Below are 26,443 nucleotides of genomic sequence, written 5' to 3'. Positions count from 1 at the left end.
TCCACAAGGCCGCGTGCCCTTGTATGAGCGGGGGTGGGCTTTTTTGCTTTATCATGGCGGCATTCCTTTGCATGAGTTGTCCATGAAATTCGCGATCGCGGTTTTTTCCCCGGCCCATGCGCCCTCCTCGCGCCGCGCCCTGCGCTTTGCTGAGGCGGTGCTGGCCGGCGGGCATGAGATTGCCCGGTTGTTTTTCTACCAGGACGGGGTACACAGTGCCTCGGCCAATGTGGTCGCGCCCCAGGATGAGCTGGATGTCGCCGCCCAGTGGCGCACCTTCATCGACAGCCACCAACTGGACGCCGTGGTATGCATCGCGGCTGCCCTGCGCCGCGGCGTGCTCGACGAAGCCGAGGCAAGCCGCTACCAGCGCCCGGCCGCGAACCTGCCCAAACCTTGGGAGCTGTCGGGGCTCGGCCAACTGCACGAGGCGGCGCAAAGTGCCGATCGCCTGATCTGCTTTGGAGGCGATTGAAATGGCCAAATCCTTGTTGATCATCAGCCGCCAGGCCCCCTGGAACGGCCCATCGGCCCGTGAAGCGCTGGACATCGCCTTGGCTGGCGGTGCGTTCGACCTGCCGCTGGGCATGCTGTTTCTCGATGACGGTGTATTTCAGCTTGCCCCTGGCCAGCAACCTACCGCGCTGCAGCAGAAAAACCTCGGCGCCAACTTGCAGGCCTTGCCGATGTTCGGCGTCGACGAACTGTTCGCCTGCCACCATAGCCTCTGCCAGCGCGGCCTTGCCGCCGACGCCCTGGAGCTGCCGGTACAGGTGCTGGACGACGCAGCCCTGAGCGCATTGATTGCCCGATTCGACCAGGTGGTAACGCTCTGATGACGACCCTGCATGTAATTTCCCACTCGCCCTTCGGTGATGACCGCCTGGCCAGTTGCCTGCGCCTGCTTGGCGCTGACGATGCACTGCTGCTGTGCGGTGATGCGGTTTATGCACTGCATGCCGGCAGCGAACCACAACGCCTGCTGCAGGCCGCAGACCTGAAACAGCGCCTGTTCGCCCTCGACGAAGACCTGCAAGCCCGCGCAGTTGCCAACAACCTGGCCAAACCAGTGGACTACGCCGCATTCGTCGAACTGTCCCTGCATTACGACAAGGTCAACAGCTGGTTATGAGTACGCTCAACGTTGGCGATCACACGGTTGCCCTGGACAAGGACGGGTTTCTGGTAGACCTGCAAGACTGGTCCCCGGCCGTCGCCGATGCCCTCGCCGCACGCGAAGGCATCCCCTTGACCGACGACCACTGGGAAATCCTCGAACTGCTACGCCAGTTCTACCAGGAGTTCCAACTGTCACCCGCGACACGCCCGCTGATCAAGTACACCGCCCTCAAGCTGGGCCCGGAAAAGGGCAACAGCCCACACCTTAACCGCCTGTTCAACGGCACTCCCGCCAAACTTGCCGCCAAGCTGGCGGGCCTGCCCAAGCCGACCAACTGCATATGATCGAACCACGCCCGCTCACCCTGCAAACCCCTGCCGAACACCCGTTCGCCGAATTCGTGCGCATTCTTGGCAAAGGCAAGCGCGGCGCGCGTGGCCTGACCCGCGAGGAAGCGCATGGGGCAATGACCTTGTTGCTGGAGGACAAAGTCGAGGACGCCCAACTGGGTGCCTTCCTGATGCTGCTACGCCACAAGGAAGAAAGCGCCGAAGAACTGGCCGGTTTCACCGAGGCCCTGCGTTCACACCTGCAGGCCCCACACATTGCCGTGGACCTGGACTGGCCCACCTACGCTGGCAAGAAGCGTCACCTGCCGTGGTACCTGCTGGCGGCCAAATGCCTGGCCAACAACGGCGTGCGCATCCTGATGCACGGCGGCGGCGCCCACACCGCCGGGCGCATGTACACCGAACAGCTGCTCGAACTGCTGCAGATCCCACTGTGCCGCGACTGGTCGGCGGTCGGCACCGCGCTCGACCAGCAACGGCTCGCGTTCTTCCCGCTGCAAGACTGGGCGCCGCAGCTGCAACGCATGATTGACCTGCGCAACACACTCGGTTTGCGTTCGCCGATTCATTCCCTGGCACGGGTGCTCAACCCACTGGGGGCGCGCTGTGGCCTGCAGAGCATCTTCCACCCCGGCTATCAGGCGGTGCACCGCGAAGCCAGCCGCCTGCTCGGCGACCACGCCGTGGTGATCAAGGGCGACGGCGGCGAGATCGAGGTCAACCCGGACGTCATCAGCCACCTCTACGGCACCACGGCGGGCCAGGCTTGGGACGAAGAGTGGCCGGCCTTGAGCGAGCGCCGCCATGTAAAACCGCCCAGCCTGCAACCGCAGCAGTTGATCACGGTGTGGCAGGGTGACGCCGAGGACAGCTACGGCGAAATGGCCGTGGTCGCCACCATGGCCTTGGCCCTGCGCGGCCTCGGGCAGGATCGCGACCAGGCCTTCGCCACGGCGTGTCGTTACTGGAGTGAACGCAAAACATCGATTTAATCGATTAAACACCCCGAGTCTTTGCGCTATTTATTCGAACGATTTTCCCTAGACTGGGCTCCAACGACAAACAACTGTGTTCCGAGGAGCTCGACATGGGCCTTTTGATCGACGGCCGCTGGCACGACCAGTGGTATGAAACAGGCAAGGACGGGGCCTTCAAACGCGAAAACGCTCAGCGCCGCAACCCTTTGCCCGCGCCTGAGGCCGGCCGTTATCACCTGTACGTATCACTGGCTTGCCCATGGGCTCATCGCACCCTCATTTTCCGCGCCCTCAAGGCCCTGGAGCCACTCATCGATGTGTCGGTGGTGAGCTGGCTGATGCAAGAAAACGGCTGGACCTTCGACCAGCAGCAAGGCTCTAGCGGCGACCACCTGGACGCGCTTGAATTTCTGCACCAGCGCTACACCCAGGATGACCCGCATTACACCGGGCGCGTGACCGTGCCAGTGCTGTGGGACAAGCAAGAGAAACGCATCGTCAACAACGAATCGTCGGAGATCATCCGCATCTTCAACAGCGCCTTCGACGAGCTGACCGGCAACCGCCTGGACCTGTACCCCGAGCCTTTGCGGCCAACGATCGAAGCGCTGAACGAGCGGATCTACCCGGCAGTGAACAATGGCGTATACCGCGCAGGTTTCGCCACCACCCAGGATGCCTACGAAGCGGCATTCGACGAGGTTTTTAATGAACTGGATTACCTGGAGGCGCTGCTGAGCCGCCAGCGATACCTTGCCGGAGAGTACCTGACCGAGGCCGATGTACGCCTGTTCACCACGCTGGTGCGCTTCGATGCGGTGTATCACGGGCACTTCAAGTGCAACCTGCGGCGCCTGAGCGACTACCACAACCTGTCAAACTGGCTGCGTGAACTGTACCAGTGGCCGGGGGTAGCACAGACGGTGGATATGGAACACATCCAAAAGCACTATTACATGAGCCACAAGACCATCAACCCGAATGGGATCGTGCCAAAAGGGCCGTTGCAGGACTTTGGCCTGGCGCATGATCGGGAACGGTTGGCGGGCCAAGGGATCTGGATTAACCGCTAATAAGGTTGGGGCCGCAAAGCGGCCCCAACGATTTCAGCTGTCTTGCGAACCTTCAAACCACGCCAGCTTCTCACGCAACTGCACCACTTCCCCGACAATCACCAGGGTCGGGGCATGCACTTCATGCTGGGCGACAAGGGCCGGCAAATCCGCCAAGGTGCCCGTGAACACTCGCTGATTACGCGTCGTTCCCTGCTGCACCAGCGCCGCAGGTGTACTGGCCGCACGGCCATGACGAATCAGTTCGGCGCAAATGGTCGGCAAGCCCACCAACCCCATGTAGAACACCAGGGTCTGGGCCGGTGCCACCAGGTCATCCCAAGGCAAATTGCTGGTGCCGTCCTTGAGGTGCCCGGTAACGAAGCGCACCGATTGAGCATAATCGCGATGGGTCAGCGGAATACCGCCGTAGGCTGAGCAACCACTGGCGGCGGTAATGCCCGGCACCACCTGGAACGGGATGCCCTGCTCGGCCAGTTCTTCGATTTCCTCGCCACCACGGCCAAAGATGAACGGATCGCCACCCTTGAGCCGCAGCACGCGCTTGCCCTGCTTGGCCAGATCGACCAACAGACGGTTGATCTGGTCCTGCGGCACGGCATGCTCGGCGCGGCGTTTGCCGACGTAGATACGCTCAGCATCACGCCGGCACATCTCGATAATGGCCGGGGCCACCAGGCGGTCGTACAACACCACATCGGCCTGCTGCATCAGGCGCAAGGCGCGGAAGGTCAGCAAGTCCGGATCGCCCGGCCCTGCCCCTACCAGATACACCTCACCGCCCTGCTGCACCGGCGCGCCATCGACCATCGCCTGCAACAAGCGCTCGGCCTCGGCGCCCTGCCCGGCCAGCTGGCGCTCGGCGATCGGCCCCTGGAACACGTTTTCCCAGAAGCCGCGACGCTGGTTGACGTCCGGGTACAGGCGTTTGACCTGGTGCCGGAAACGCGCTGCCAACCCGGCCAGTTCACCGTAAGCCGAAGGGATCCACGCCTCCAGCTTGGCGCGAATCAAACGCGCCAGCACTGGCGCATCACCGCCACTGGAGACTGCCACCACCAACGGCGAGCGGTCGACGATGGCAGGGAAGATCACCGTGCACAGGGCCGGCGCGTCCACCACGTTGACCGGCAGGTTGAGCGCCTGGGCATCGGCCGACACCTGGGCGTTGAGCCCAGTGTCGTCAGTGGCCGCGATTACCAGCCGGCAACCGACCAGGTCGGCCGCCTGATAGCCGCGCACCAGGACCTCACCACCACCTTCCCGGGCCAGTACGGCCAGTTGGCCGTCAACCTCGGGCGCCACCACGCGCAGCGCGGCGCCGGCATCCGCCAGCAGGCGCGCCTTGCGCAAGGCAATTTCACCGCCGCCGACGACCAGTACCCGGCCGCCCTGCAGCTTGTGGAACAGTGGCAGGTAATCCATTTAGCGGATGACCTCGACACCACCCATGTACGGCTTGAGCACCTCAGGCACACGGATCGAACCGTCGGCCTGCTGGTAGTTCTCCAGCACTGCCACCAGGGTGCGGCCTACTGCCAGGCCGGAACCGTTGAGGGTGTGCACCAGCTCTGGTTTGCCGGTTTCTGGGTTGCGCCAGCGGGCCTGCATGCGACGCGCCTGGAAATCACCGCAGTTGGAGCAAGAGCTGATCTCGCGGTACTTGTCCTGGCTTGGCACCCACACTTCCAGGTCGTAGGTCTTCACTGCACCGAAGCCCATGTCGCCGGTGCACAGGGCCAGCACGCGGTAAGGCAGCTCCAACAGTTGCAGCACACGCTCAGCGTTGCCCGTCAGGCCTTCCAGGGCTTCCATCGACTTGGACGGCTCGACCACCTGGACCATCTCGACCTTGTCGAACTGGTGCTGGCGGATCATGCCGCGGGTATCACGGCCCGAAGCGCCGGCTTCACTGCGGAAGCATGGCGTGTGGGCAACCAGCTTGAGCGGCAGTTGCTTGGCATCGAGGATTTCGCCGGCGACCAGGTTGGTCAGCGACACCTCAGCGGTTGGGATCAGGTAGAAGTCGGCTTCGCCTTCGCGGCTGATCTTGAACAGGTCTTCCTCGAACTTCGGCAACTGGCCGGTGCCCTGCAGGGCCGGCGCCTGTACCAGGTACGGGGTGTAGTGCTCTTCGTAGCCGTGCTCGCCGGTGTGCAGGTTGATCATGAACTGCGCCAGGGCGCGGTGCAGGCGGGCGATCGGCCCACGCAGCACGGCAAAGCGGGCGCCGGACAGCTTGGCAGCAGCCTCGAAGTCCAGGCCACCGCTGATCTCGCCCAGGGCGACGTGGTCCTTGATGTCAAAGTCGAACGCTGTAGGGGTGCCCCAGCGGCGCACTTCGACGTTGTCGTCTTCGCTGGCACCGACCGGTACGCTGGCGTCCGGCAGGTTGGGGATGGTCAGCAGGATGCCGTCCAGCTCAGCCTGGATGCCGTCCAGTTCGACCTTGCCGGCGGCCAGTTCATTGGCCATGCGCTCGACGTCGGCCATCAGCGGCGCGATGTCTTCGCCTTTGGCTTTGGCCTGGCCGATGGACTTGGAGCGGGCGTTACGCTCGGCCTGCAGCTGCTCGGTGCGGGTTTGCACGGCCTTGCGGCGCTCTTCCAGTGATTCGATGCGCGCGACATCCAGGCTGAAGCCACGGGAGGCCAGGCGATCCGCCACTTCCTGAAGTTGGCCGCGTAACAGTTTGGAATCGAGCATATCGTTCTCTCGTTATGTGTAGGTGTTGGTTCAGAATCGGGTCAGGGACAGGCCGGCCCAGGTTGCGAGCAGCCCGCCCACCACGCTGATACCGGTATAGCCCAAAGCCAGGGGCATCTGCCCGCTTTCCATGAGGCGTACGGTATCGAGCGAAAAGGAGGAAAACGTCGTCAAGCCGCCAAGGAAGCCGACGATCAGCCCGGCGCGCAGCTCGACCGGCACCAGCGGCTTGTGCAAAAACAGACCGTAAAGCAGGCCGATCAGCAGGCAGCCGATCAGGTTGACCGCCAGCGTACCGAGATAGAAGTGCCGTGGCCAGTGGGCAACCACCCAGTTCGAGGTGGCAAATCGCAGCAGCGTACCCGCAATCCCCCCGGCACTGACAGCAGCGATCACTGCAATCATGGTTTTCTCCTTTGCCGGGGGCTGCTGCGATCCAGCTCGGCCAGGTGCCGTAGCTTCTCGCCGATTTTCAGCTCCAGGCCACGGGGCACGGGCTGGTAATACTGGCGTGGCTCAAGCTGGTCGGGGAAGTAATCCTCGCCCGCCGCATAAGCATCGGGCTCGTCATGGGCATAGCGGTACTCATCGCCATAGCCCAGTTGCTTCATCAGTTTGGTCGGGGCGTTACGCAGGTGCAGCGGCACCTCCAGCGAACCATGCTCGGCGGCTTCGCGCAGCGCGGTCTTGAAGCCCATGTACACCGCGTTGCTCTTCGGCGCGCAGGCAATGTAGGTGATGGCCTGGGCCACTGCCAGCTCACCCTCGGGGCTGCCCAGGCGCTCTTGTACGTCCCAGGCCGACAGGCACAGGCTCAGGGCACGCGGGTCGGCATTGCCGATGTCTTCGCTGGCCATGCGCACCACGCGCCGGGCGATGTACAACGGGTCACAACCACCATCGAGCATGCGCGCGAACCAGTACAGCGCAGCATCGGGGTTGGAGCCGCGCACCGATTTGTGCAGCGCCGAGATCTGGTCATAGAAGGCCTCGCCGCCTTTGTCGAAGCGTCGGCGGCTGTCGCCGAGCAGGCTTTGCAGCAGCTCGACGCCAATTTCGCTGCCATCTTCAGCCAGGTCCGAGGCATTTTCGAGGAAATTGAGCATGCGCCGGCCATCACCGTCAGCGGCCGCCATGAGCATCTTGAACGCCTCGTCGCCGACCCGCAGGTTGTGCTTGCCCAGGCCGCGCTCTTCAGTGAGCGCACGGTCGACCAACTTGCGCAGGGCCGGCTCATCCAGGCTCTTGAGCACATACACCCGCGCCCGCGAGAGCAAGGCGTTGTTCAACTCGAAAGACGGGTTTTCAGTGGTGGCGCCGATGAAGAGCAGCGTGCCGTCTTCTACATAGGGCAGAAAAGCGTCCTGCTGCGACTTGTTGAAGCGGTGCACTTCGTCCACGAACAGAATGGTCCGACGACCATACTGAGCCGCCTGTTGCTTGGCCACCTCGACCGCCTGGCGGATCTCCTTGACCCCTGCCAGCACCGCCGAGACCGTTTCGAAGTGAGCGTCACAGAACTGCGCCAGCAGCCGCGCCAGGGTGGTCTTGCCGACCCCGGGCGGCCCCCAGAAGATCATCGAGTGCAATGCCCCCTGCTCCAGCGCCTCGCGCAGCGGCTTGCCGCGCGCCAGCAGGTGCTCCTGGCCGACATACTCGTCCAGGTTGGACGGGCGCAGGCGAGCGGCCAAAGGCTGGGCGACGGGTTCGCTTCGAAACAGGTCCATCACGGGCTCCGCTTACTCCTGGATGATGTCCGCGCCTTTCGGGACATCGAACTTGAACGTGCTGTCCGGCACCGCCTGGTTGGCCTTGACGCCATTGAACAGGATGTTGGTGCGCTGGCCGACGCTGTCGATCAGTTGCATGTCATTGATCAGGCCCTTGCGGAACGACACGCGCAGCGAGTCGAACAGGGTGTCCTTGGTTTTCGGTTTGAGGGTGAAGTCCATTACTTCGCCCTGCTCTTTCGAGGCGATGTCGAAACTCTGGCTGATCTTCGACACGTCACCGGACAGCAGCAGTGCCGGGGTCTGGTTCAGACGCACGTCGAGCTTCTTGATGGTGGCCTGTTCCAGGTCCGGGTCCCACAACGTGACGTTCTTGCCGTCCGACACCACCACCTGCTCCTGTGGTGCATCGGTGTGCCAGTAGAACAGGCCCGGGCGCTTGACTGTCATCTTGCCCGAAGTTTCCTGCAGGCTGGTGCCATCGGCACCCAAGGTCAGCTGGGAAAAGTTGGCCTCGATGGTCTGCGACTTTTCCAGCAGCTGGGTCAGGCGTTGTACATCTTGCTCACCGGCAAAAGCCGAAACGCTGCCCAGAGCAAGGGCAGAAACCAACAGCATGCGAATCGCGCGCATGGTAATCCTCATTGAGCATTGAAAAGGCCGGGCGCCACCGTTGGCGCCCGGCAAGGTGTTCATCAATCGCGCGGGCCGCCCGGGGCAATCACTTCCCGCGAGCCGTTGCTGTTCATCGGGGTGACCACGCCGGCCATCTCCATCGCCTCGATCATGCGGGCGGCGCGGTTATAGCCGATCTTCAGCTTGCGCTGCACCGCCGAAATGGACGCACGACGGCTTTCGAGCACGAATTGCACGGCCTCATCATACAGCGCATCGCTTTCCGAATCGTCGCTGTCACCGCCACCACCACCGCCTTCGAAGCCACTGCCGGCCTCTTCGACGCCGTTGAGGATGTCGTCGTTGTAGTCCGGCGCGCCGCGCTGCTTCCAGGCCTCCACCACACGGTGCACTTCGTCATCGGAAACGAACGCGCCATGCACACGAATCGGCAGGCTGGTGCCCGGCGGCATGTAGAGCATGTCACCGTGACCGAGCAACTGCTCGGCGCCACCCTGGTCGATGATCGTGCGGGAGTCGATCTTGCTCGACACCTGGAACGCCATGCGAGTCGGGATGTTGGCCTTGATCAGGCCGGTGATCACGTCCACAGACGGGCGCTGGGTGGCGAGGATCAGGTGAATACCAGCGGCACGGGCCTTCTGGGCGATACGGGCGATCAGCTCTTCGACCTTCTTGCCGACGATCATCATCATGTCGGCAAATTCGTCGACCACCACCACGATGGTCGGCAGGGTCTTCAGCGCAGGCGGCTCATCGTCCATGCTTTCGCGGCGGTACAGCGGGTCGTGAATGACCTCGCCCGCTTCCTGGGCGTCCTTGATCTTGCGGTTGAAGCCGCCCAGGTTACGCACGCCCATGGCGGCCATCAGCTTGTAGCGCCGCTCCATCTCGGCCACGCTCCAGCGCAGCGCGTTGGCGGCGTCCTTCATGTCGGTGACCACCGGGCACAGCAAGTGCGGGATGCCCTCGTAGATCGACAGTTCGAGCATTTTCGGGTCGATCATGATCAGCCGCGCATCTTCCGGCCCGGACTTGAACAGGATCGACAGGATCATCGCGTTCACACCCACCGACTTACCGGAACCGGTGGTACCGGCGACCAGCAGGTGCGGCATCTTGGCCAGGTCGGTGATCACCGGCTTGCCGCCAATGTCATGCCCCAGCGCCAGCGCGACGGGCGATTTGGATTCGTCGAACAATGGCGACGACAACACTTCGGAGAAGCGCACCATCTGCCGGTTTTCGTTGGGGATCTCGATACCCACGGTGGTTTTGCCCGGGATCACCTCGACCACGCGCACGCTGGTCACGGCCAGGGATCGCGCCAGGTCCTTGGCCAGGTTGGCGATGCGGCTGACCTTGACGCCGGCCGCCGGCTGGATTTCGTAGCGGGTAATGACCGGGCCTGGGTGGATGGAGTCCACCGAAACCTCCACGCCGAATTCCTTGAGTTTGATTTCCAGCAGTTGGCCAACGCCGGCCAGGGATTCTGGCGAGTACTCGATCTTCTTCTGCTCGGCCGGATCGAGGATGGAAATGGAGGGCAACGTGCCTTCCACGGCGCTGTCGACGAACAGGGGCGCCTGCTTCTCCTTCATCACCCGCTTGCTTGGCTCCGGCGCCTTAACCGGGGCGGGAGGGATGATCACCGGGGCTGCGGGTTGCTCACGCGGCGCCACCGCCTCGCGGGCCACCACGGTCTCGCGTGGCACCACAGGTTCGCGCGGCGCAGCAGGCCGGGCCGGCGCTTCGTCGCGTTCGACGTTGCGCTCGCGCAGCTGTGGCTTGACCGGCTCGCGCTTCTGCGCGGCCATTGGCGCCGTGTTGAAGCTCGGCTCATCGACTTCGCGCAACTGCGCCTCCAGGCGCTTGCGCTCGTTGCGGGCTTCCCACCAGCGGTTGGCAGCACCCTGCACCAGTTCGAACAGGTCGAGGGTGATCTTGCCGGTCATGTCCATCACTTTGAACCAGGACAGGTCGGTGAACACCGTCAGGCCGAACAGGAACAGGGCAATGAACATCAGCGTGCTGCCCTGCACGTTCAGCAGGCTGCGCGCGAGCTCGCCGAGGCTTTCACCCAGGGCGCCGCCCGCCGAGAACGGCAGGCTCGCCGGCGGGTGGAAATGGATGTGCGCCAGGGCCGCGCCCGACAGCACAAGGAACACCAGCCCAATCAGGCGCCAGGAGAACAGCCAGCCGCTCCATTCCCAGGGCTGGTGGCGTTCGCGGAAGATCTGCAACGTCTTGATCGCCAGCAGCAGCGGGAAGATATAGGCGAAATAGCCCAGCACCATGAACAGGATATCGGCGAAGTAGGCGCCCGCTCGCCCGGCGGCATTCTGCACCTGGTCAACGTTGCTGGTGTGGCTGAAGCCAGGGTCGGAGGTGTCGTAGGTCAGCAGCGCCATCCACAGGTACAGGCACATGGCGCCGACGGCGATCAACGCACCTTCCTTCAGGCGATAGTGCAGCTGCTGCCGCCACATAGGCACTGGCAAGGGAGCTGGAGTTGCGGTGGATTTCTTCAAAACGCGTCTATTCCTGCGCGTGCTGCGCGTCCAATAGTGATCGGCCGGTGCCCGGCCAATGAACCACTACTTTTAACATTACTGCCCGCTAGCCGCCATGACGGCGCGCCGCACATGGGCTTGAGGGTGCTACTTTCACTTAGCTGCAATTTGAGCATGCATTTTCTTTTGTGACAAAGGCTTATGCTGTGTTTTTGCACAGGTATGACAGCAAATGTCCCGGTTGGTGCCTGTGGCCACATGAATGTGCGGGAAAATACCTGGAGTCACAGCGAATGGATTTCAACGATTGACCCTGCTTTTCAGCCACGCCATGCTGGCCGCTCCCCTCCCCCACCGCACAATAGACCATGCTCACCTGGCTGACCCGCGACTCGCTGACCTTTCCGCCCTTGGAAAAGGCCCTGCATGAACCCAACGGCCTGCTCGCCGCCGGCGGCGACCTGAGCCCCGAACGCCTGGTGCAGGCCTATCGCCATGGCTGCTTCCCCTGGTACCAGGACGGCCAGCCGATCCTCTGGTGGTCACCCAACCCCCGCACCGTGCTGCTGCCAGACGAACTGCACGTCTCGCGCTCGCTGGCCAAGTTCATCCGCCAGGGCCGCTACCAGGTCAGCTTCGACACCGACTTCGCCGCCGTGATCGCCGCCTGCGCGGCGCCACGCGACTACAGCGGCGGCACCTGGATCACCGACACCATGCGCGCCGCCTACTGCGAGCTGCACCGACGCGGCCATGCCCACTCGGTGGAAGTACGCCAGGACGGTGAGCTGGTCGGCGGCCTGTACGGCCTGGCCATGGGCCGCCTGTTTTTCGGCGAATCGATGTTCAGCCGCGCCGACAACGCCTCCAAGGTCGGCTTCGTGACCCTGGTCACGCACCTGCGCCAGGCCGGTTTTGTGCTGATCGACTGCCAGATGCCGACCAACCACCTGCACAGCCTTGGCGCCCGCGCCATCAGCCGCGCCGAGTTTGCCGGGTACCTGGCGCGCTACCTCGATCAGCCCAACAGCGCCACCTGGGTTCGCTAGGCGAGTTCTCATAGCTGGCTTACACTTAAAGGCAAAGTCTCACCGAGGGGGTTGATCATGACAGAGTTGGCGCGGTTGAAGTTCTATGCCACTCAGCCCCACTCCTGCAGCTACCTGCCCGAGGAGCAAGCGACCACGCTGTTTCTCGACCCCAGCCAGCCGATGGACGTGAACGTGTACGCCGACCTCTCGGAGATGGGTTTTCGGCGCAGTGGCGATCACCTGTACCGCCCCCATTGCCAGAACTGCAACGCCTGCGTACCGGCACGCATTCCGGCGGCGCGCTTCATCCCCAACCGCCAGCAGCGACGCATCCTCAAGCGTAACGCCGATCTGACCGTAACTGCTGCCCGCCCGGCGTTCAAAGAAGAGTACTTCGACCTGTACCGGCGCTACATCGAGATCCGTCACGCCGACGGCGACATGTACCCGCCCAGCCGCGACCAGTTCTCCACCTTCCTGGTGCGCGACCTGCCGTTCTGCTGGTTCTACGAGTTCCGCCTGGCGGGGCGCCTGCTGGCAGTGGCGGTGTGCGACCTGCTGCCTAACGGCCTGTCGGCGGTGTACACCTTCTACGAGCCCGATGAAGAGCGCCGCAGCCTGGGCCGATTCGCCATCCTCTGGCAGATCACCGAAGCCCTGCGGCAGAATCTTGAGGCGGTTTACCTCGGGTACTGGATCAAGAACTGCAAGAAGATGAATTACAAGACGCAGTATCGCCCCATCGAGCTGCTGATCAACCAGCGCTGGGTCACCCTCAACTGAAAGCATTGGCTTGAAACACTATTTTCCGGCATAATCCACGCCACTTTTTTGCCCGGTGCGGTTATGCGTCGGGCCAACACTGGATACCGAGGGCTCAACTGCATGTCGAAAGAAGACAGCTTCGAAATGGAAGGTACTGTCGTCGACACCCTGCCCAACACCATGTTCCGCGTGGAGTTGGAAAACGGGCACGTCGTAACCGCGCACATCTCCGGAAAGATGCGCAAGAACTACATCCGTATTCTCACTGGCGACAAGGTCCGCGTCGAACTGACACCTTACGATCTGAGCAAAGGCCGCATCACTTACCGTGCGCGCTAAGCCCAAGCCATGAAAAAGCCCGGCCAAGTGCCGGGCTTTTTTGTGCACTCAAGATTGCAAGGGGCTGCTCCGCAGCCCATTCGCAGGCAAGCCCGCCCCCACAAGGGCATGTGACACCTGTGGGAGCGGGCTTGCCCGCGAATGGGCCGCATAGCGGCCCCGCTATCAGGCAACCTCAGCCGTGGTCTCGAAGTCGAACACCAGTTCGCCATCGCGCAGGTCGACGTGCACCACGCCGCCATGCTCGGCCAGCTCGCCAAACAGGATCTCCTCGGCCAGCGGCCGCTTGATCTTGTCCTGGATCAGCCGCGCCATTGGCCGCGCACCCATCTGCACATCGTAGCCCGAGGCCGCCAACCAGCCGCGTGCGTCATCGCTGACTTCCAGCAGTACACGCTTGTCTTCCAGCTGGGCCTGCAGTTCGATAAGGAACTTGTCGACGATGCTCTTGATCGTCTCGTGGCTCAGGCGGCCAAACTGGATGATGGTGTCCAGACGGTTGCGGAACTCCGGCGTGAAGCTCTTGCGAATGACCTCCATGGCATCGGACGCATGGTCCTGATGGGTAAACCCGATCGAAGCCCGCGCCGCGGTTTCAGCCCCGGCGTTGGTGGTCATGATCAGGATCACGTTGCGGAAGTCCGCCTTGCGCCCGTTGTTGTCGGTCAGCGTGCCGTGGTCCATCACCTGCAGCAGCAGGTTGAAGACTTCCGGATGCGCCTTCTCGATTTCGTCCAGCAGCAACACGCAATGCGGCTGCTTGGTGATCGCCTCGGTCAACAGGCCACCCTGATCGAACCCGACGTAGCCCGGCGGCGCACCGATCAGGCGCGAAACGGTATGCCGCTCCATGTACTCGGACATGTCGAAGCGCACCAGCTCAACACCCAGCGCCTTGGCCAACTGCCGCGCCGCTTCGGTCTTGCCGACACCGGTTGGCCCGGCGAACAGGAACGAGCCGACCGGTTTATCGGGCGCCTTGAGCCCTGCACGGGACAACTTGATCGCAGTAGCCAGTGAGTCGATGGCAGGGTCCTGACCGAACACGGTCAGCTTCAGATCACGCTCCAGGTTGCGCAGCAGCTCCTTGTCGGAACTGGTGACATGCTTAGGCGGAATGCGCGCAATCTTGGCGACAATGTCTTCGACCTGCGGCACTTCGATACGTTTGACCCGGTTTGCCTCAGGCTGCAGGCGCTGGTAGGCACCCGCCTCGTCGATCACGTCGATGGCCTTGTCCGGCATGTGCCGGTCATTGATGTAGCGCGAGGCCAGCTCGGCGGCGGCGCGCAAGGCTTCGTCGCTGTACTCGATGTTGTGGTGGCTCTCGAACCGGCCCTTGAGCCCGCGCAGGATCCCCACGGTGTCTTCCACCGAAGGCTCGCTGACATCGACCTTCTGGAAGCGCCGCGCCAATGCACGATCTTTCTCGAAGATGCCGCGAAACTCCTGGAAGGTGGTCGAGCCGATGCAGCGAATGTCGCCGGACGACAACAGCGGCTTGAGCAGGTTGGACGCATCCATTACCCCACCGGAAGCCGCACCGGCGCCGATGATGGTGTGGATCTCGTCAATGAACAAAATCGCCTGCGGACGCTTGCGCAGCTCGCCGAGCAGCGCCTTGAAGCGCTTCTCGAAGTCGCCACGGTACTTGGTGCCGGCCAGCAGCGCACCCAAATCGAGGGAGTACACCACGCTCTGGGCCAGCAGGTCAGGTACCTGACCGTCGACGATACGCTTGGCCAGGCCTTCGGCGATGGCCGTCTTGCCCACCCCGGCCTCACCGACCAGCAGCGGGTTGTTCTTGCGCCGACGCGCCAGGATCTGGGCGACACGCTCGACTTCCTGCTCACGGCCCACCAGCGGGTCGATACGCCCGGCACGTGCCAGTTCGTTCAAGTTGCTGGCATAGGCGTCCAGCGGGTTGCTCGACGATGACGTTTCGCCACCGTCCTCGTCCTGCATTTCCTGCTCGCCGTCGGTGTTCGGGCCATGGCCCGGCACCTTGGAAATGCCATGGGCAATGTAGTTGACCACGTCGATACGGGCCACGCTCTGCTGCTTGAGCAGAAACACAGCCTGGCTTTCCTGTTCGCTGAAGATCGCCACCAGCACGTTGGCACCGGTCACTTCGCGCTTGCCAGAGCTTTGCACGTGGAACACGGCACGCTGCAGCACGCGCTGGAAGCCCAGGGTCGGCTGGGTCTCGCGGTCTTCGTCGTTGACCGGAATCAAGGGCGTGGTGGAATCGATGAACTCTTGCAGGTCGTGCTTGAGTTTGTCGAGATTGGCGCCACAGGCGCGCAGAACGGTCGCGGCAGCCTCATTGTCAAGGAGTGCCAGCAGCAGATGTTCGACGGTCATGAACTCATGACGCTTCGAACGAGCCTCCTTGAAGGCCAGATTGAGGGTGACTTCGAGCTCGCGGTTTAACATAGCTTCACCTCATACCCAAGTGGTCGGCGATTAACCGTCCTTCTCGATTTCACAGAGTAGCGGATGCTGGCTTTCCCTGGCGTATTGGTTGACCTGCATGGCCTTTGTTTCGGCGATGTCACGGGTAAACAATCCGCACACTGCCCGCCCTTCGGTATGGACGGTCAGCATGATCTTGGTCGCCAGCTCGCGGTTCAGACTGAAGAACGTCTCGAGCACTTCGACGACGAAATCCATTGGTGTGTAGTCATCGTTGAACAAAACCACCTTGTACATGGGTGGCGCCTGCAGGATCGGCTTGGCTTCCTGGACAGCGAGACCGGAGCCGTCCTCCTCATTCGATTGCGGGCGATCCTGATTGAATGTTAGTCGAATCTCACTAGGTGCATGCATGGAAAGAATTTCATCATGATCGACAGGTTAAAGTTGTGGGTTGAGCGCAAAGTCAGCCTCCAGCGCACGCGCCGCATGACCTTGACTATCGGCAAAACGGTGTTACAACCAATAAGAACCCACCGTGGTCGATAAAGATCCGCGCAGTCAACCAGATTTTTCGCATGGTTCGTATGCGGATGAAGTGGATGATACTCCAGTGATGGAGTCCTTTGCAGAGGGACATAGGGATGGCAAGCGGTAAAGTCAAGTGGTTCAACAATGCTAAGGGCTACGGATTCATCAACGAGGAAGGTAAATCCGAAGACCTGTTCGCCCATTACTCGGCCATCCAGATGGACGGATACAAGACGCTCAAGGCCGGCCAGACCGTGGAGTTCGACATCATTCAGGGCCCCAAAGGCCTGCACGCGGTCAATATAAAGGGCAAGGAGGCCGTTACCGCTACGGCGGCCAAGGCCCAAGGCCAGACCGCGAGCGAAACCGCGAGAGCCTGAACCACTGCTCCCTGCCGGTATACGAAAAAACCGGTCGTCTCTTTAGCCAGACGACCGGTTTTCTCTTGCCTTACATGTGCTTGATCATCTCATCGCCGAAGCCCGAGCTGCCCACCAGCTTCGCCCCGTCCATCAGGCGTTCGAAGTCGTAGGTCACAGTCTTGGCGGCAATCGCGCCATTGGTGCCCTTGATGATCAGGTCGGCCGCCTCGGTCCAGCCCATGTGGCGCAGCATCATCTCTGCCGACAGAATCACCGAGCCTGGGTTGACCTTGTCCTGCCCGGCGTACTTGGGCGCGGTGCCATGGGTGGCCTCGAACATGGCCACGGTGTCGGACAGGTTGGCGCCCGGCGCGATGCCGATGCCACCCACCTCCGCCGCGAGGGCGTCGGACAGGTAGTCACCGTTGAGGTTGAGCGTGGCGATCACGTCATACTCGGCCGGGCGCAGCAGGATCTGCTGGAGCATGGCGTCGGCGATGGCGTCCTTGACGACGACCTCGCGGCCGGTCTTGGGGTTCTTGAACTTCATCCACGGGCCGCCGTCGAGCAGCTCGGCGCCAAACTCATCCCGTGCTACCTCGTAGCCCCAGTCCTTGAAGGCCCCTTCGGTGAACTTCATGATGTTGCCCTTGTGCACCAGGGTCAGCGATTCACGGTCGTTGTCCACCACGTACTGCAAGGCCTTGCGCACCAGGCGCTTGGTGCCCTCGCGGGAGACCGGCTTGACGCCGATGCCGCAGTCCTGGTCGAAGCGGATCTTGGTGACGCCCATCTCCTCCTTGAGGAACTTGATCACCTTGTTCGCCTCGGGCGACCCGGCCTTCCACTCGATGCCCGCGTAGATGTCTTCGGAGTTCTCGCGGAAGATCACCATGTCCACATCGCCAGGCTTTTTCACCGGGCTCGGCACGCCCTGGAACCACACCACCGGGCGCAGGCACACGTACAGGTCAAGCTGCTGGCGCAAGGCCACGTTCAACGAACGGATGCCGCCCCCGACCGGCGTGGTCAACGGGCCTTTGATCGACACCACGTACTCACGCACCGCGTCGAGGGTTTCCTGCGGCAGCCAGGTGTCCTGGTCATAAATCTGGGTGGCCTTCTCGCCCGCGTACACCTCCATCCAGGCGATCTTGCGCTTGCCGCCGTAGGCCTTCTGCACGGCGGCATCCACCACCTTGATCATTACCGGCGAGACATCGACGCCGATCCCATCGCCTTCGATATAAGGAATGATGGGGTTGTCAGGCACATTGAGCGAATGGTCTGCATTGACGGTGATCTTGGCGCCGTCGGTCGGAACCTTGATTTTCTGGTATCCCATGCTTGCACTACTCCGCTATCGGGTGTGATTGGACATCCTGCGATCCCACTGAGCCTAAACCACATCCGCCGACCTGCAAGCACTGCGACAACACACCACATTGCCCCTACGTCTTTGGTCTTATAAATGGCGCCGATGTCACTTCGCCTTGCTGAATAGCCCGATTGGTTTGATATACTGCGCCGCGACCGAAGGGTCACCGGGGCGAACCCTAGGAAAATGCGGCTCGCCCTTGGCCATGAATGGCCACGAAGCCTGGGCTGTTACCGCAGTTCAGCACTTGACGCTCGACTGATGCATCCACCATCACCGCTCGCAGCCTCTCGACTTTCCGCTCATGGCGTCGCCAGGGCGAAGCGCCTACCCTGCGCACCTCGAGACTCGAGTACGCTCAGCACATAGAGAGTTAACCCGCATGCCCACCCGTTCCAAGATCATCTATACCTTCACCGACGAAGCCCCCGCCCTCGCCACCTACTCGCTGCTGCCGATCGTCGAAGCGTTCACCGCCTCGGCTGACATCGCCGTCGAAACTCGCGACATTTCCCTGGCTGGCCGTATCCTCGCGGCTTTCCCGGAGCAACTGGGCGCCGAGAAGCAAGTAGGCGATCACTTGGCGGAACTGGGCCAACTGGCTACCACCCCTGAAGCCAACATCATCAAGCTGCCGAACATCAGCGCCTCGGTACCGCAGCTCAAGGCCGCGATCAAGGAACTGCAAGGCAAGGGCTTCAACATCCCTGATTACGCCGACGAGCCGTCCACCGAGGCCGAGAAAGAATCCCGCGCCCGTTACGACCGCATCAAGGGCAGCGCCGTGAACCCGGTACTGCGCGAAGGCAACTCCGACCGCCGCGCGCCGCTGTCGGTCAAGAACTACGCACGCAAGCACCCGCACAAGATGGGCGCCTGGGCCGCCGACTCGCAGTCGCACGTTGCCCACATGACCCAAGGCGACTTCTACGGCAGCGAAAAGGCCGCACTGATCGAAGCTGACGACAGCCTGCGCATCGAGCTGGTCGCCAAAGACGGCACCACCACCGTCCTCAAGGCCAAGACTGCGGTCAAGGCTGCCGAGATCGTCGACTGCGCCACCATGAGCCGCAAGGCCCTGAAAGCCTTCATCGCCGAGCAGATCGCCGATGCCAAGGCCTCCGGCGTACTGCTGTCGGTCCACCTGAAAGCCACCATGATGAAGGTCTCCGACCCGATCATGTTCGGCGTCATCGTCGAAGAGTTCTACAACGACGTACTGGCCAAGCACGCCGCAGCACTGGCTGAAGTGGGCTTCAACGCCAACAACGGCATCGGCGACCTGTACGCCCGCATCAAGGACCTGCCAGCTGACAAGCAGGCCGAGATCGAAGCCGACATCCAGGCCCTGTACGCCGTTCGCCCGGCCCTGGCCATGGTCAACTCCGACAAAGGCATCACCAACCTGCACGTGCCGAGCGACGTCATCGTCGACGCCTCGATGCCGGCCATGATCCGTGACTCGGGCAAGATGTGGAACACCGCAGGTGAGCTGCAAGATGCCAAGGCGGTCATCCCGGATCGCTGCTACGCCGGCATCTACCAGGCCACCATCGAAGACTGCAAAGTCAACGGCGCCTTCGACCCGACCACCATGGGCAGCGTGCCGAACGTTGGCCTGATGGCGCAGAAAGCCGAAGAGTACGGCTCCCACGACAAGACCTTCCAGATCCAGGCCGATGGCGTGGTACGTGTGGTCGATGGCAAAGGCCAGGTCGTGCTGCAGCAGAACGTCGAAGCCGGTGACATCTTCCGCATGTGCCAGACCAAAGACGCGCCGATCCAGGACTGGGTCAAGCTGGCCGTCAACCGTGCCCGCCTGAGCAACACCCCAGCGGTGTTCTGGCTGGACCCGGCTCGCGCCCACGACGGCGTGATGATCGAGAAGGTGCAGCAGTACCTGAAGGATCACGACACCGCCGGCCTGGACATCCGTGTTCTGGCACCGGTCGATGCCATCAAGTTCTCCCTGGCCCGCATCCGCGAAGGCAAGGACACCATTTCGGTGACCGGCAACGTGCTGCGCGACTACCTGACCGACCTGTTCCCGATCATGGAGCTGGGCACCAGCGCCAAGATGCTGTCGATCGTCCCGCTGATGAACGGCGGTGGCCTGTTCGAAACCGGCGCTGGCGGTTCGGCACCCAAGCACGTGCAGCAGCTGGTTGAAGAGAACTTCCTGCGTTGGGACTCGCTGGGTGAATTCCTGGCCCTGGCCGCTTCCCTGGAGCACCTGGGCAACACCTACGACAACCCGCGTGCCAAGGTCCTGGCCAACACCCTGGACCAAGCCACCGGCAAGTTCCTCGACACCAACAAGTCGCCTTCGCGCAAAGTCGGTGGTATCGACAACCGCGGCAGCCACTTCTACCTGACCCTGTACTGGGCCGAAGCCCTGGCCGCTCAGGCTGACGACGCCGCCCTGCAGGCGCGCTTCGCCCCGCTGGCAAAAGCCCTGGCCGAGAACGAAGCGACCATCGTCGCCGAGCTCAACGCCGTTCAGGGCAAGCCGGCCGACATCGGTGGCTACTACGCCCCGGATGCCGAGCTGACTGCCAAGGTGATGCGCCCGAGCCAAACCTTCAACAGCGCCATTGCCGCGCTGTAAGGTTCGCTTGAAGTAACCCCACAAACCCCGGCCACGCACCGGGGTTTGTGCTTTCTGGGATTGGAGCTGCTGCGCAGCCCTTCGCGGGCAAGCCCGCTCCCACAGGTACCGCGCAAAACCTGCGCCTTGTGCAGTACCGGTGGGAGCGGGCTTGCCCGCGAAGGGCCGCAAAGCGGCCCCAGCGATCAAATGGGAGACAAGCATGACCTGGCAACCCCACATCACCGTCGCTACCGTCGTCGAGCACGAAGGCAAATTCCTCTTCGTCGAAGAATTCAAAGCCGACCAGCACGTCTTCAACCAACCCGCTGGCCACCTTGAGCCCAACGAAACCCTGCCCCAGGCCGCCCTGCGCGAAACCCTCGAAGAAACCGCCTGGGAAGTCGAACTGACCGGCGTCGTTGGCATCTACCTGTACACCGCCCCCAGCAATGGCGTCACCTACCAGCGCATCTGCTTCGCTGCCCGCCCCGTACGCCACCACGCCGACCTGAGCCTGGACAGCGACATCGTTCGCGCCGTCTGGATGACCCGCGACGAACTGTTGGCCGACCCAACGCGCTGGCGCAGCGAGCTGGTGCCACGCTGCATCGACGACTACCTCGCAGGCCCCCTGCACAGCCTCGCCCTGCTGCGCGACTGACGCGCGGCCTCGGGTTTGATAGAATCGGCGTTTTTCCCCTCTGATACACATCGGTAGCCATGACCAGCCCAGCACTCAAAGACCCCGCCAAGACCCGCGTCATCGTCGGCATGTCCGGCGGCGTGGACTCTTCCGTCTCCGCCCTTCTGCTCATGGAGCAGGGGTACCAGGTGGAAGGGCTGTTCATGAAAAACTGGGAAGAGGACGACGGCACCGAATACTGCACCGCCCGCGAAGACCTGGCCGACGCCCAGGCCGTGTGCGATCGCATCGGCATCAAGCTGCACACCGCCAACTTCGCCGCCGAGTACTGGGACCATGTGTTCGAGCACTTCCTCGAAGAATACAAGGCCGGCCGCACGCCCAACCCGGACATCCTCTGCAACCGCGAAATCAAGTTCAAGGCGTTCCTCGACTACGCCCTGTCGCTGGGTGCCGACCTGATCGCCACCGGCCATTACGTGCGCCGTCGCGACACCGGCGAACTCACCGAACTGCTCAAGGGCCTGGACCCGAACAAGGACCAGAGCTACTTCCTGCATGCCGTCGGCGGCAAGGAAATCGCCCGCACCCTGTTCCCGGTCGGCGAGCTGGAAAAACCCGAAGTGCGCGCCATTGCCGAAAAGCATGGCCTGGCCACGGCCAAGAAAAAGGATTCCACAGGTATCTGCTTCATCGGCGAACGCCGTTTCAGCGACTTCCTCAAGCAGTACCTGCCGGCTCAGCCCGGTGAAATTCAGACCACCGACGGCGAAGTGATCGGCCGTCACCATGGCCTGATGTACCACACCATCGGCCAGCGCCAGGGCTTAGGGATTGGCGGCCTGAAGGACGCCGGCGACGAGCCGTGGTACGTGCTGCACAAGGACTTGGCCCGCAATGTGCTGGTGGTCGGCCAGGGCAATGAACACCCTTGGCTGTTCTCCCGCGCCCTGCTCGCCTCGGACATCTACTGGGTCAACCCGATCGACCTCAGCAGCCCGCGCAAGCTCACCGCCAAGGTGCGCTACCGTCAGAGCGACCAGCTCTGCACCCTGGAGCTGACCGAGAGCGGTTACCGTGCCGTGTTCGACGAACCGCAACGCGCTGTCACCCCAGGCCAGTCGGTGGTGTTCTATGACGGTGAGGTGTGCCTGGGCGGCGGCGTGATCGAGGCCGCAGAGCCCTGGAGCCCGCGCGCATGAGCAACCTGCAGGAGCAATTGATTGCCCTGGGCGGCGTGTTCCAGGCCGCCGTGCTGGTCGACCGCATCGCCCGCACCGGCCAGGCCAGCGAGGCCAACATCGGCTGCATGCTGGGCAGCCTGCTGGTGCGCGACCCCAAGGACACCCTGGAGGTGTTCGGCGGTGACGACCTCAACCTGCGCGACGGTTACCGTGCACTGGTCGGCGCACTGGAGCGCGACCCCAGCAGCCTGCAGCGTGAACCGCTGCGCTATGCCCTGTCGATGCTGGGCCTGGAACGCCAACTGGCCAAGCGCGGCGACCTGCTCGATACCATCGGCAACCGCTTGCCGCAAATCCAGTCGCAAGCTGACCATTTCGGCCTGGTTCATGAAAACGTCATCGCTTCCAGTGGAGCCTTGTACCAGGACACCCTGAGTACCTTGCGCCAGCGTATCCAGGTGCACGGCGACATGCGTTTCCTGCAGCAGGCCAGCAACGCCTCGAAAATCCGCGCCCTGCTGCTGGCCGGCATCCGTGCCGCGCGCCTGTGGCGCCAGCTTGGCGGCCATCGCTGGCAGTTGGTGTTCAGCCGTCGCAAGCTGCTCAACGAACTGTACGACATGATGCGCAGCGCCAGCTGAGGGGCTGCGCTGATCCTTGTGGGAGCGGCCTTGCCCGCGAAGCAGGCGACTCGGTGGATGGCACCGGCTTCGCCGGTGTTCGCGGGCAAGCCCGCTCCCACAGGGTTTGCCACCAGCATCAAATAGGCCCGACCTTTGGTCAGCCACCCGACTCGGGCGCATTTTTCATGTATGATATGCGCCCTTCCAAAAGCCTGACTGTCCGAGAACACCCCATGCAGCTTTCCTCGCTCACTGCGGTTTCCCCTGTAGACGGCCGTTATGCCGGCAAAACCCAGGCCTTGCGCCCCATTTTCAGCGAATACGGCCTGATCCGTTTCCGCGCCCTGGTCGAAGTGCGCTGGTTGCAGCGCCTGGCCGCCCACCCGCAGATCAGCGAAGTGCCGGCGTTCTCCGCCGAAGCCAACGCCCTGCTGGACACCCTGGCCACCGACTTCAAGCTCGAGCACGCCGAACGCGTCAAGGAAATCGAGCGCACCACCAACCACGACGTCAAGGCCATCGAGTACCTGCTCAAAGAGCAGGCCGCCCAGTTGCCTGAACTGGCCAAGGTCAGCGAGTTCATCCATTTCGCCTGCACCAGCGAGGACATCAACAACCTGTCCCACGCCCTGATGCTGCGCGCCGGCCGTGACGACGTGCTGCTGCCGCTGATGCGCCAGATCGCCGACGCCATCCGCGCCCAGGCCCACGCCCTGGCCGACGTGCCGATGCTGTCGCGCACCCACGGTCAGCCGGCTTCGCCGACCACCTTGGGCAAAGAGCTGGCCAACGTCGTGTACCGCCTGGAGCGCCAGATCGCCCAGGTAGCCGCCGTGCCGCTGCTGGGCAAGATCAACGGCGCCGTAGGCAACTACAACGCCCACCTGTCGGCCTACTCGCAGATCGACTGGGAAGCCAACGCCCGCGCCTTCATCGAAGACGAGCTGGGCCTGCAGTTCAACCCGTACACCACGCAGATCGAGCCGCACGACTACATCGCCGAGCTGTTCGACGCGATCGCCCGCTTCAACACCATCCTCATCGATTTCGACCGCGATGTGTGGGGCTACATCTCCCTGGGTTACTTCAAGCAGAAGACCGTCGCCGGTGAAATCGGCTCGTCGACCATGCCGCACAAGGTCAACCCGATCGACTTCGAAAACTCCGAAGGCAACCTGGGTATCGCCAACGCGCTGTTCCAGCACCTGGCCAGCAAGCTGCCGATCTCGCGCTGGCAGCGCGACCTGACCGACTCCACCGTGCTGCGCAACCTGGGCGTGGGCTTCGCTCACAGCGTCATCGCCTACGAAGCCAGCCTCAAGGGCATCGGCAAGCTGGAAGTCAACACCGCACGCATCGCCGCCGACCTGGACGCCTGCTGGGAAGTGCTGGCCGAGCCGATCCAGACGGTCATGCGCCGCTTCAACATCGAGAACCCCTACGAGAAGCTCAAAGAGCTGACCCGTGGCAAGGGCATTACCCCTGAAGCGCTGCTGACCTTCATCGACGGCCTGGATATGCCAGCCGACGCCAAGGCCGAGCTCAAGCAACTGACCCCTGCCACCTACATCGGTAACGCGGCAGCGCAGGCCAAACGCATCTAAGCTGACCGTCGCGTTCAACGCCCGGCTTAGCCGGGCGTTTTTATTCCCGGACGAAAATTACGTTTTTTCAATAGGTTGAACATGAATCCTGATACTCCACTGCAGCTGCTGGGCGGCATCTCGGCCCGCGAATTCATGCGCGACTACTGGCAGAAGAAGCCCCTGCTGGTACGCCAGGCCTTCCCCGACTTCATCAGCCCGATCGAACCCGACGAACTGGCCGGCCTAGCGCTGGAAGAAGAAGTCGAGTCGCGTATCGTGCTGGAGCACGGCGCACACCCGTGGGAGCTGCGCCGCGGCCCGTTCAACGAAGACACCTTCGCTGAACTGCCGGAAAAGGACTGGACCCTGCTGGTGCAGGCCGTGGACCAGTTTGTCCCGGAAGTGGCCGAGCTTTTGGAGAACTTCCGCTTCCTGCCCAGCTGGCGCATCGACGATGTGATGATCAGCTTCGCCGCCCCAGGTGGCAGCGTCGGCCCGCACTTCGACAACTATGACGTGTTCCTGCTGCAAGGCCACGGTCAGCGTAACTGGAAAATCGGCCAGATGTGCAGCAGCGAGAGCCCGCTGCTGGAGCACGCAGACCTGCGCATTCTGGCTGAATTCGAGCAGAGCGATGAGTGGACCCTGGAGCCGGGCGACATGCTCTACCTGCCACCACGCCTGGCGCACTACGGCGTGGCCGTGGATGACTGCCTGACTTACTCGGTCGGCTTCCGTGCACCAAGCGCCGCCGAAGTGCTGACCCACTTCACCGACTTCCTCAGCCAGTTCCTGCCGGACGAAGAGCGCTACAGCGATGCCGACGCCCAGCCGGTCAGCGACCCGCACCAGATCCAGCACGATGCCCTCGACCGCCTCAAAGGCCTGCTCGACAAGCACATGGGTGACAAAGACCTGCTGCTGACCTGGTTCGGCCAGTTCATGACCGAGCCGCGCTACCCAGAGCAGGTCGCAGGTGAAGAGCTGAGCGAGAAGGAGCTGATCGAAGCCCTGGAAGATGGCGCCATCCTGATCCGCAATCCAAGCGCGCGCATGGCCTGGTCCGAGCTCAACGACGACCTGATGCTGTTTGCCAGCGGCCGCAGCTGCCCGTTGCCCGCCAAACTGCGTGAACTGCTGAAGCTGGTCTGTGCCGCAGATGCGTTACACATCGAAAACCTTGCAGAGTGGCTGGAGGATGAAGATGGCCTTATGCTGGTACAGCAGTTGATCAAACAAGGAAGCCTGGGATTCGCCAATGAATAAAATTCGTGTGCGCCTCGCCGACTGGCATAAGGACAACGCCGACATCCGCCGTATCCGTGAGGCGGTGTTCATTGCCGAACAGCACGTTCCGCCGGAGCTCGAGTGGGATTCGGATGATCCAAGCGCAGTGCACTTCCTGGCCCTTGAGGGCGACTACCCGATCGGTACTGCCCGCCTGCTGCCCGACGGCACCATCGGCCGGGTCTCGGTGCTCAAGGACTGGCGCGGGCTGAAGGTGGGCGACGCGCTGATGAATGCGGTCATCGTCGAAGCTCAGCATCGTGACCTGAAGCAGCAAACGCTCAGCGCCCAGGTGCACGCCACGCCGTTCTACGAACGCCTGGGCTTTCGTGTGGTCAGCGAAGAGTTCCTTGAAGCCGGCATCCCGCATGTGGACATGGTGCGCGACTCTCGCGAAATCGCCTGATCCATAAGCCGTGGTTTCACTGACCCCTTCGCGGGGCAAGCCCGCAAGTCTTTCACTGATCTTGAATGCAGTGGAGGACTTGTGGGAGCGGGCTTGCCCCGCGAAGAGGCCAGCAAAGACAACACATCTCCACTGACAAAAAACTGTACATCCATCCAGATAAAACTTGCCTCCGCGCCCCCGCTTGCGCATCCTAGT

Annotated in this window: 26 protein-coding genes; 17 read left to right on the top strand and 9 right to left on the bottom strand. The window is 62.7% G+C overall.

Going from position 1 to position 26,443, the window contains the following annotated elements:
* The first annotated feature begins 82 nt into the window (after window positions 1–82).
* The 6 genes from tusD (at window position 83) to ACSSU5_RS19740 (ending at window position 3,520) form a co-directional block, all read left to right on the top strand.
* Window positions 83–475, top strand: a complete 393-nt coding sequence (gene tusD / locus ACSSU5_RS19765) for a sulfurtransferase complex subunit TusD (RefSeq protein ID WP_264309347.1) — start codon at window positions 83–85, stop codon at window positions 473–475.
* A 1-nt stretch (window position 476) separates the two neighbouring features.
* Entirely contained in the window at window positions 477–836 is a 360-nt protein-coding gene (tusC, locus tag ACSSU5_RS19760) for a sulfurtransferase complex subunit TusC (protein WP_264309348.1), read from the top strand.
* Complete coding sequence (tusB, locus tag ACSSU5_RS19755; RefSeq protein WP_492559565.1) at window positions 836–1,132, top strand: sulfurtransferase complex subunit TusB; 297 nt, start codon at window positions 836–838, stop codon at window positions 1,130–1,132. Before tusC ends, tusB begins: the two co-directional genes overlap by 1 nt.
* Entirely contained in the window at window positions 1,129–1,464 is a 336-nt protein-coding gene (locus tag ACSSU5_RS19750) for a TusE/DsrC/DsvC family sulfur relay protein (RefSeq protein WP_492559564.1), read from the top strand. Before tusB ends, ACSSU5_RS19750 begins: the two co-directional genes overlap by 4 nt.
* Complete coding sequence (locus ACSSU5_RS19745; protein ID WP_492559563.1) at window positions 1,461–2,462, top strand: glycosyl transferase family protein; 1,002 nt, start codon at window positions 1,461–1,463, stop codon at window positions 2,460–2,462. Before ACSSU5_RS19750 ends, ACSSU5_RS19745 begins: the two co-directional genes overlap by 4 nt.
* Window positions 2,463–2,557: 95 nt before the next feature.
* The gene (locus ACSSU5_RS19740) at window positions 2,558–3,520 is read left to right on the top strand and encodes a glutathione S-transferase family protein (protein WP_492559562.1); all 963 of its coding nucleotides are present in this window, start codon (window positions 2,558–2,560) and stop codon (window positions 3,518–3,520) included.
* Window positions 3,521–3,553: 33 nt separating this feature from the next.
* On the opposite strand, the gene cysG is transcribed toward ACSSU5_RS19740, so the two are convergent.
* The 6 genes from cysG to ACSSU5_RS19710 all read right to left on the bottom strand — a co-directional run bounded on the left by cysG (window position 3,554) and on the right by ACSSU5_RS19710 (window position 11,123).
* Window positions 3,554–4,945 (bottom strand): siroheme synthase CysG, encoded by a 1,392-nt coding sequence (gene cysG / locus ACSSU5_RS19735; RefSeq protein ID WP_264309353.1) that lies wholly within the window; start codon window positions 4,943–4,945, stop codon window positions 3,554–3,556.
* The gene (serS, locus tag ACSSU5_RS19730) at window positions 4,946–6,226 is read right to left on the bottom strand and encodes a serine--tRNA ligase (RefSeq protein WP_264309354.1); all 1,281 of its coding nucleotides are present in this window, start codon (window positions 6,224–6,226) and stop codon (window positions 4,946–4,948) included.
* A 30-nt stretch (window positions 6,227–6,256) separates the two neighbouring features.
* Window positions 6,257–6,631: a fluoride efflux transporter CrcB gene (gene crcB, locus ACSSU5_RS19725; protein WP_264309355.1), complete on the bottom strand. Its 375-nt coding sequence runs from the start codon at window positions 6,629–6,631 to the stop codon at window positions 6,257–6,259.
* A complete protein-coding gene (locus ACSSU5_RS19720; RefSeq protein ID WP_492559561.1) occupies window positions 6,628–7,953 on the bottom strand; it encodes a replication-associated recombination protein A in 1,326 nt (441 codons plus the stop codon). The genes crcB and ACSSU5_RS19720 overlap by 4 nt, the downstream gene beginning before the upstream one ends.
* 12 nt (window positions 7,954–7,965) lie before the next feature.
* Complete coding sequence (gene lolA / locus ACSSU5_RS19715; RefSeq protein WP_264309357.1) at window positions 7,966–8,589, bottom strand: outer membrane lipoprotein periplasmic chaperone LolA; 624 nt, start codon at window positions 8,587–8,589, stop codon at window positions 7,966–7,968.
* 62 nt (window positions 8,590–8,651) lie between these two features.
* Window positions 8,652–11,123, bottom strand: a complete 2,472-nt coding sequence (locus ACSSU5_RS19710) for a DNA translocase FtsK (RefSeq protein ID WP_492559560.1) — start codon at window positions 11,121–11,123, stop codon at window positions 8,652–8,654.
* A 350-nt stretch (window positions 11,124–11,473) separates the two neighbouring features.
* Between ACSSU5_RS19710 and aat the strand changes: the two genes are divergently transcribed.
* From aat to infA, 3 genes are all read left to right on the top strand, one after another.
* Window positions 11,474–12,154 (top strand): leucyl/phenylalanyl-tRNA--protein transferase, encoded by a 681-nt coding sequence (gene aat, locus ACSSU5_RS19705; protein WP_492559559.1) that lies wholly within the window; start codon window positions 11,474–11,476, stop codon window positions 12,152–12,154.
* 57 nt (window positions 12,155–12,211) lie between these two features.
* On the top strand, window positions 12,212–12,919 hold the full coding sequence (locus tag ACSSU5_RS19700) for an arginyltransferase (protein ID WP_264309359.1): 708 nt from the start codon (window positions 12,212–12,214) through the stop codon (window positions 12,917–12,919).
* A gap of 102 nt (window positions 12,920–13,021) precedes the next feature.
* The gene (infA, locus tag ACSSU5_RS19695) at window positions 13,022–13,240 is read left to right on the top strand and encodes a translation initiation factor IF-1 (RefSeq protein ID WP_002553999.1); all 219 of its coding nucleotides are present in this window, start codon (window positions 13,022–13,024) and stop codon (window positions 13,238–13,240) included.
* A 165-nt stretch (window positions 13,241–13,405) separates the two neighbouring features.
* Here the strand turns inward: infA and clpA are convergent, their stop codons facing one another.
* Together clpA and clpS are read right to left on the bottom strand one after the other, a co-directional pair.
* Window positions 13,406–15,676 (bottom strand): ATP-dependent Clp protease ATP-binding subunit ClpA, encoded by a 2,271-nt coding sequence (clpA, locus tag ACSSU5_RS19690; protein WP_264309360.1) that lies wholly within the window; start codon window positions 15,674–15,676, stop codon window positions 13,406–13,408.
* Window positions 15,677–15,706: 30 nt separating this feature from the next.
* Complete coding sequence (gene clpS, locus ACSSU5_RS19685) at window positions 15,707–16,069, bottom strand: ATP-dependent Clp protease adapter ClpS (protein WP_264309361.1); 363 nt, start codon at window positions 16,067–16,069, stop codon at window positions 15,707–15,709.
* A gap of 230 nt (window positions 16,070–16,299) precedes the next feature.
* On the opposite strand from clpS, the gene cspD reads away from it, so the two are divergent.
* Complete coding sequence (gene cspD / locus ACSSU5_RS19680; protein WP_264309362.1) at window positions 16,300–16,566, top strand: cold shock domain-containing protein CspD; 267 nt, start codon at window positions 16,300–16,302, stop codon at window positions 16,564–16,566.
* 70 nt (window positions 16,567–16,636) lie between these two features.
* Here the strand turns inward: cspD and icd are convergent, their stop codons facing one another.
* A complete protein-coding gene (gene icd, locus ACSSU5_RS19675) occupies window positions 16,637–17,893 on the bottom strand; it encodes an NADP-dependent isocitrate dehydrogenase (RefSeq protein ID WP_492559558.1) in 1,257 nt (418 codons plus the stop codon).
* Window positions 17,894–18,308: 415 nt separating this feature from the next.
* Between icd and ACSSU5_RS19670 the strand changes: the two genes are divergently transcribed.
* The 7 genes from ACSSU5_RS19670 to ACSSU5_RS19640 all read left to right on the top strand — a co-directional run bounded on the left by ACSSU5_RS19670 (window position 18,309) and on the right by ACSSU5_RS19640 (window position 26,245).
* Window positions 18,309–20,534, top strand: coding sequence for an NADP-dependent isocitrate dehydrogenase (locus ACSSU5_RS19670; protein WP_264309364.1), 2,226 nt, complete (start codon window positions 18,309–18,311; stop codon window positions 20,532–20,534).
* Between the two features lie 202 nt (window positions 20,535–20,736).
* Window positions 20,737–21,177: an NUDIX hydrolase gene (locus tag ACSSU5_RS19665; RefSeq protein WP_264309365.1), complete on the top strand. Its 441-nt coding sequence runs from the start codon at window positions 20,737–20,739 to the stop codon at window positions 21,175–21,177.
* 59 nt (window positions 21,178–21,236) lie between these two features.
* Window positions 21,237–22,361 (top strand): tRNA 2-thiouridine(34) synthase MnmA, encoded by a 1,125-nt coding sequence (gene mnmA, locus ACSSU5_RS19660; protein ID WP_264309366.1) that lies wholly within the window; start codon window positions 21,237–21,239, stop codon window positions 22,359–22,361.
* Entirely contained in the window at window positions 22,358–22,984 is a 627-nt protein-coding gene (hflD, locus tag ACSSU5_RS19655) for a high frequency lysogenization protein HflD (RefSeq protein ID WP_264309367.1), read from the top strand. The genes mnmA and hflD overlap by 4 nt, the downstream gene beginning before the upstream one ends.
* Before the next feature lie 215 nt (window positions 22,985–23,199).
* On the top strand, window positions 23,200–24,570 hold the full coding sequence (purB, locus tag ACSSU5_RS19650) for an adenylosuccinate lyase (RefSeq protein ID WP_264309368.1): 1,371 nt from the start codon (window positions 23,200–23,202) through the stop codon (window positions 24,568–24,570).
* A gap of 81 nt (window positions 24,571–24,651) precedes the next feature.
* On the top strand, window positions 24,652–25,818 hold the full coding sequence (locus ACSSU5_RS19645; protein ID WP_264309369.1) for a ribosomal protein uL16 3-hydroxylase: 1,167 nt from the start codon (window positions 24,652–24,654) through the stop codon (window positions 25,816–25,818).
* Complete coding sequence (locus ACSSU5_RS19640) at window positions 25,811–26,245, top strand: GNAT family N-acetyltransferase (RefSeq protein ID WP_264309370.1); 435 nt, start codon at window positions 25,811–25,813, stop codon at window positions 26,243–26,245. The genes ACSSU5_RS19645 and ACSSU5_RS19640 overlap by 8 nt, the downstream gene beginning before the upstream one ends.
* Window positions 26,246–26,443 lie beyond the last annotated feature (198 nt).

Source organism: Pseudomonas sp. E1MeOHC2 (genome assembly GCF_058745025.1).
The sequence above is the reverse complement of the archived record's forward strand: the minus strand, read 5'-3'. Positions and strand labels throughout refer to the sequence as shown.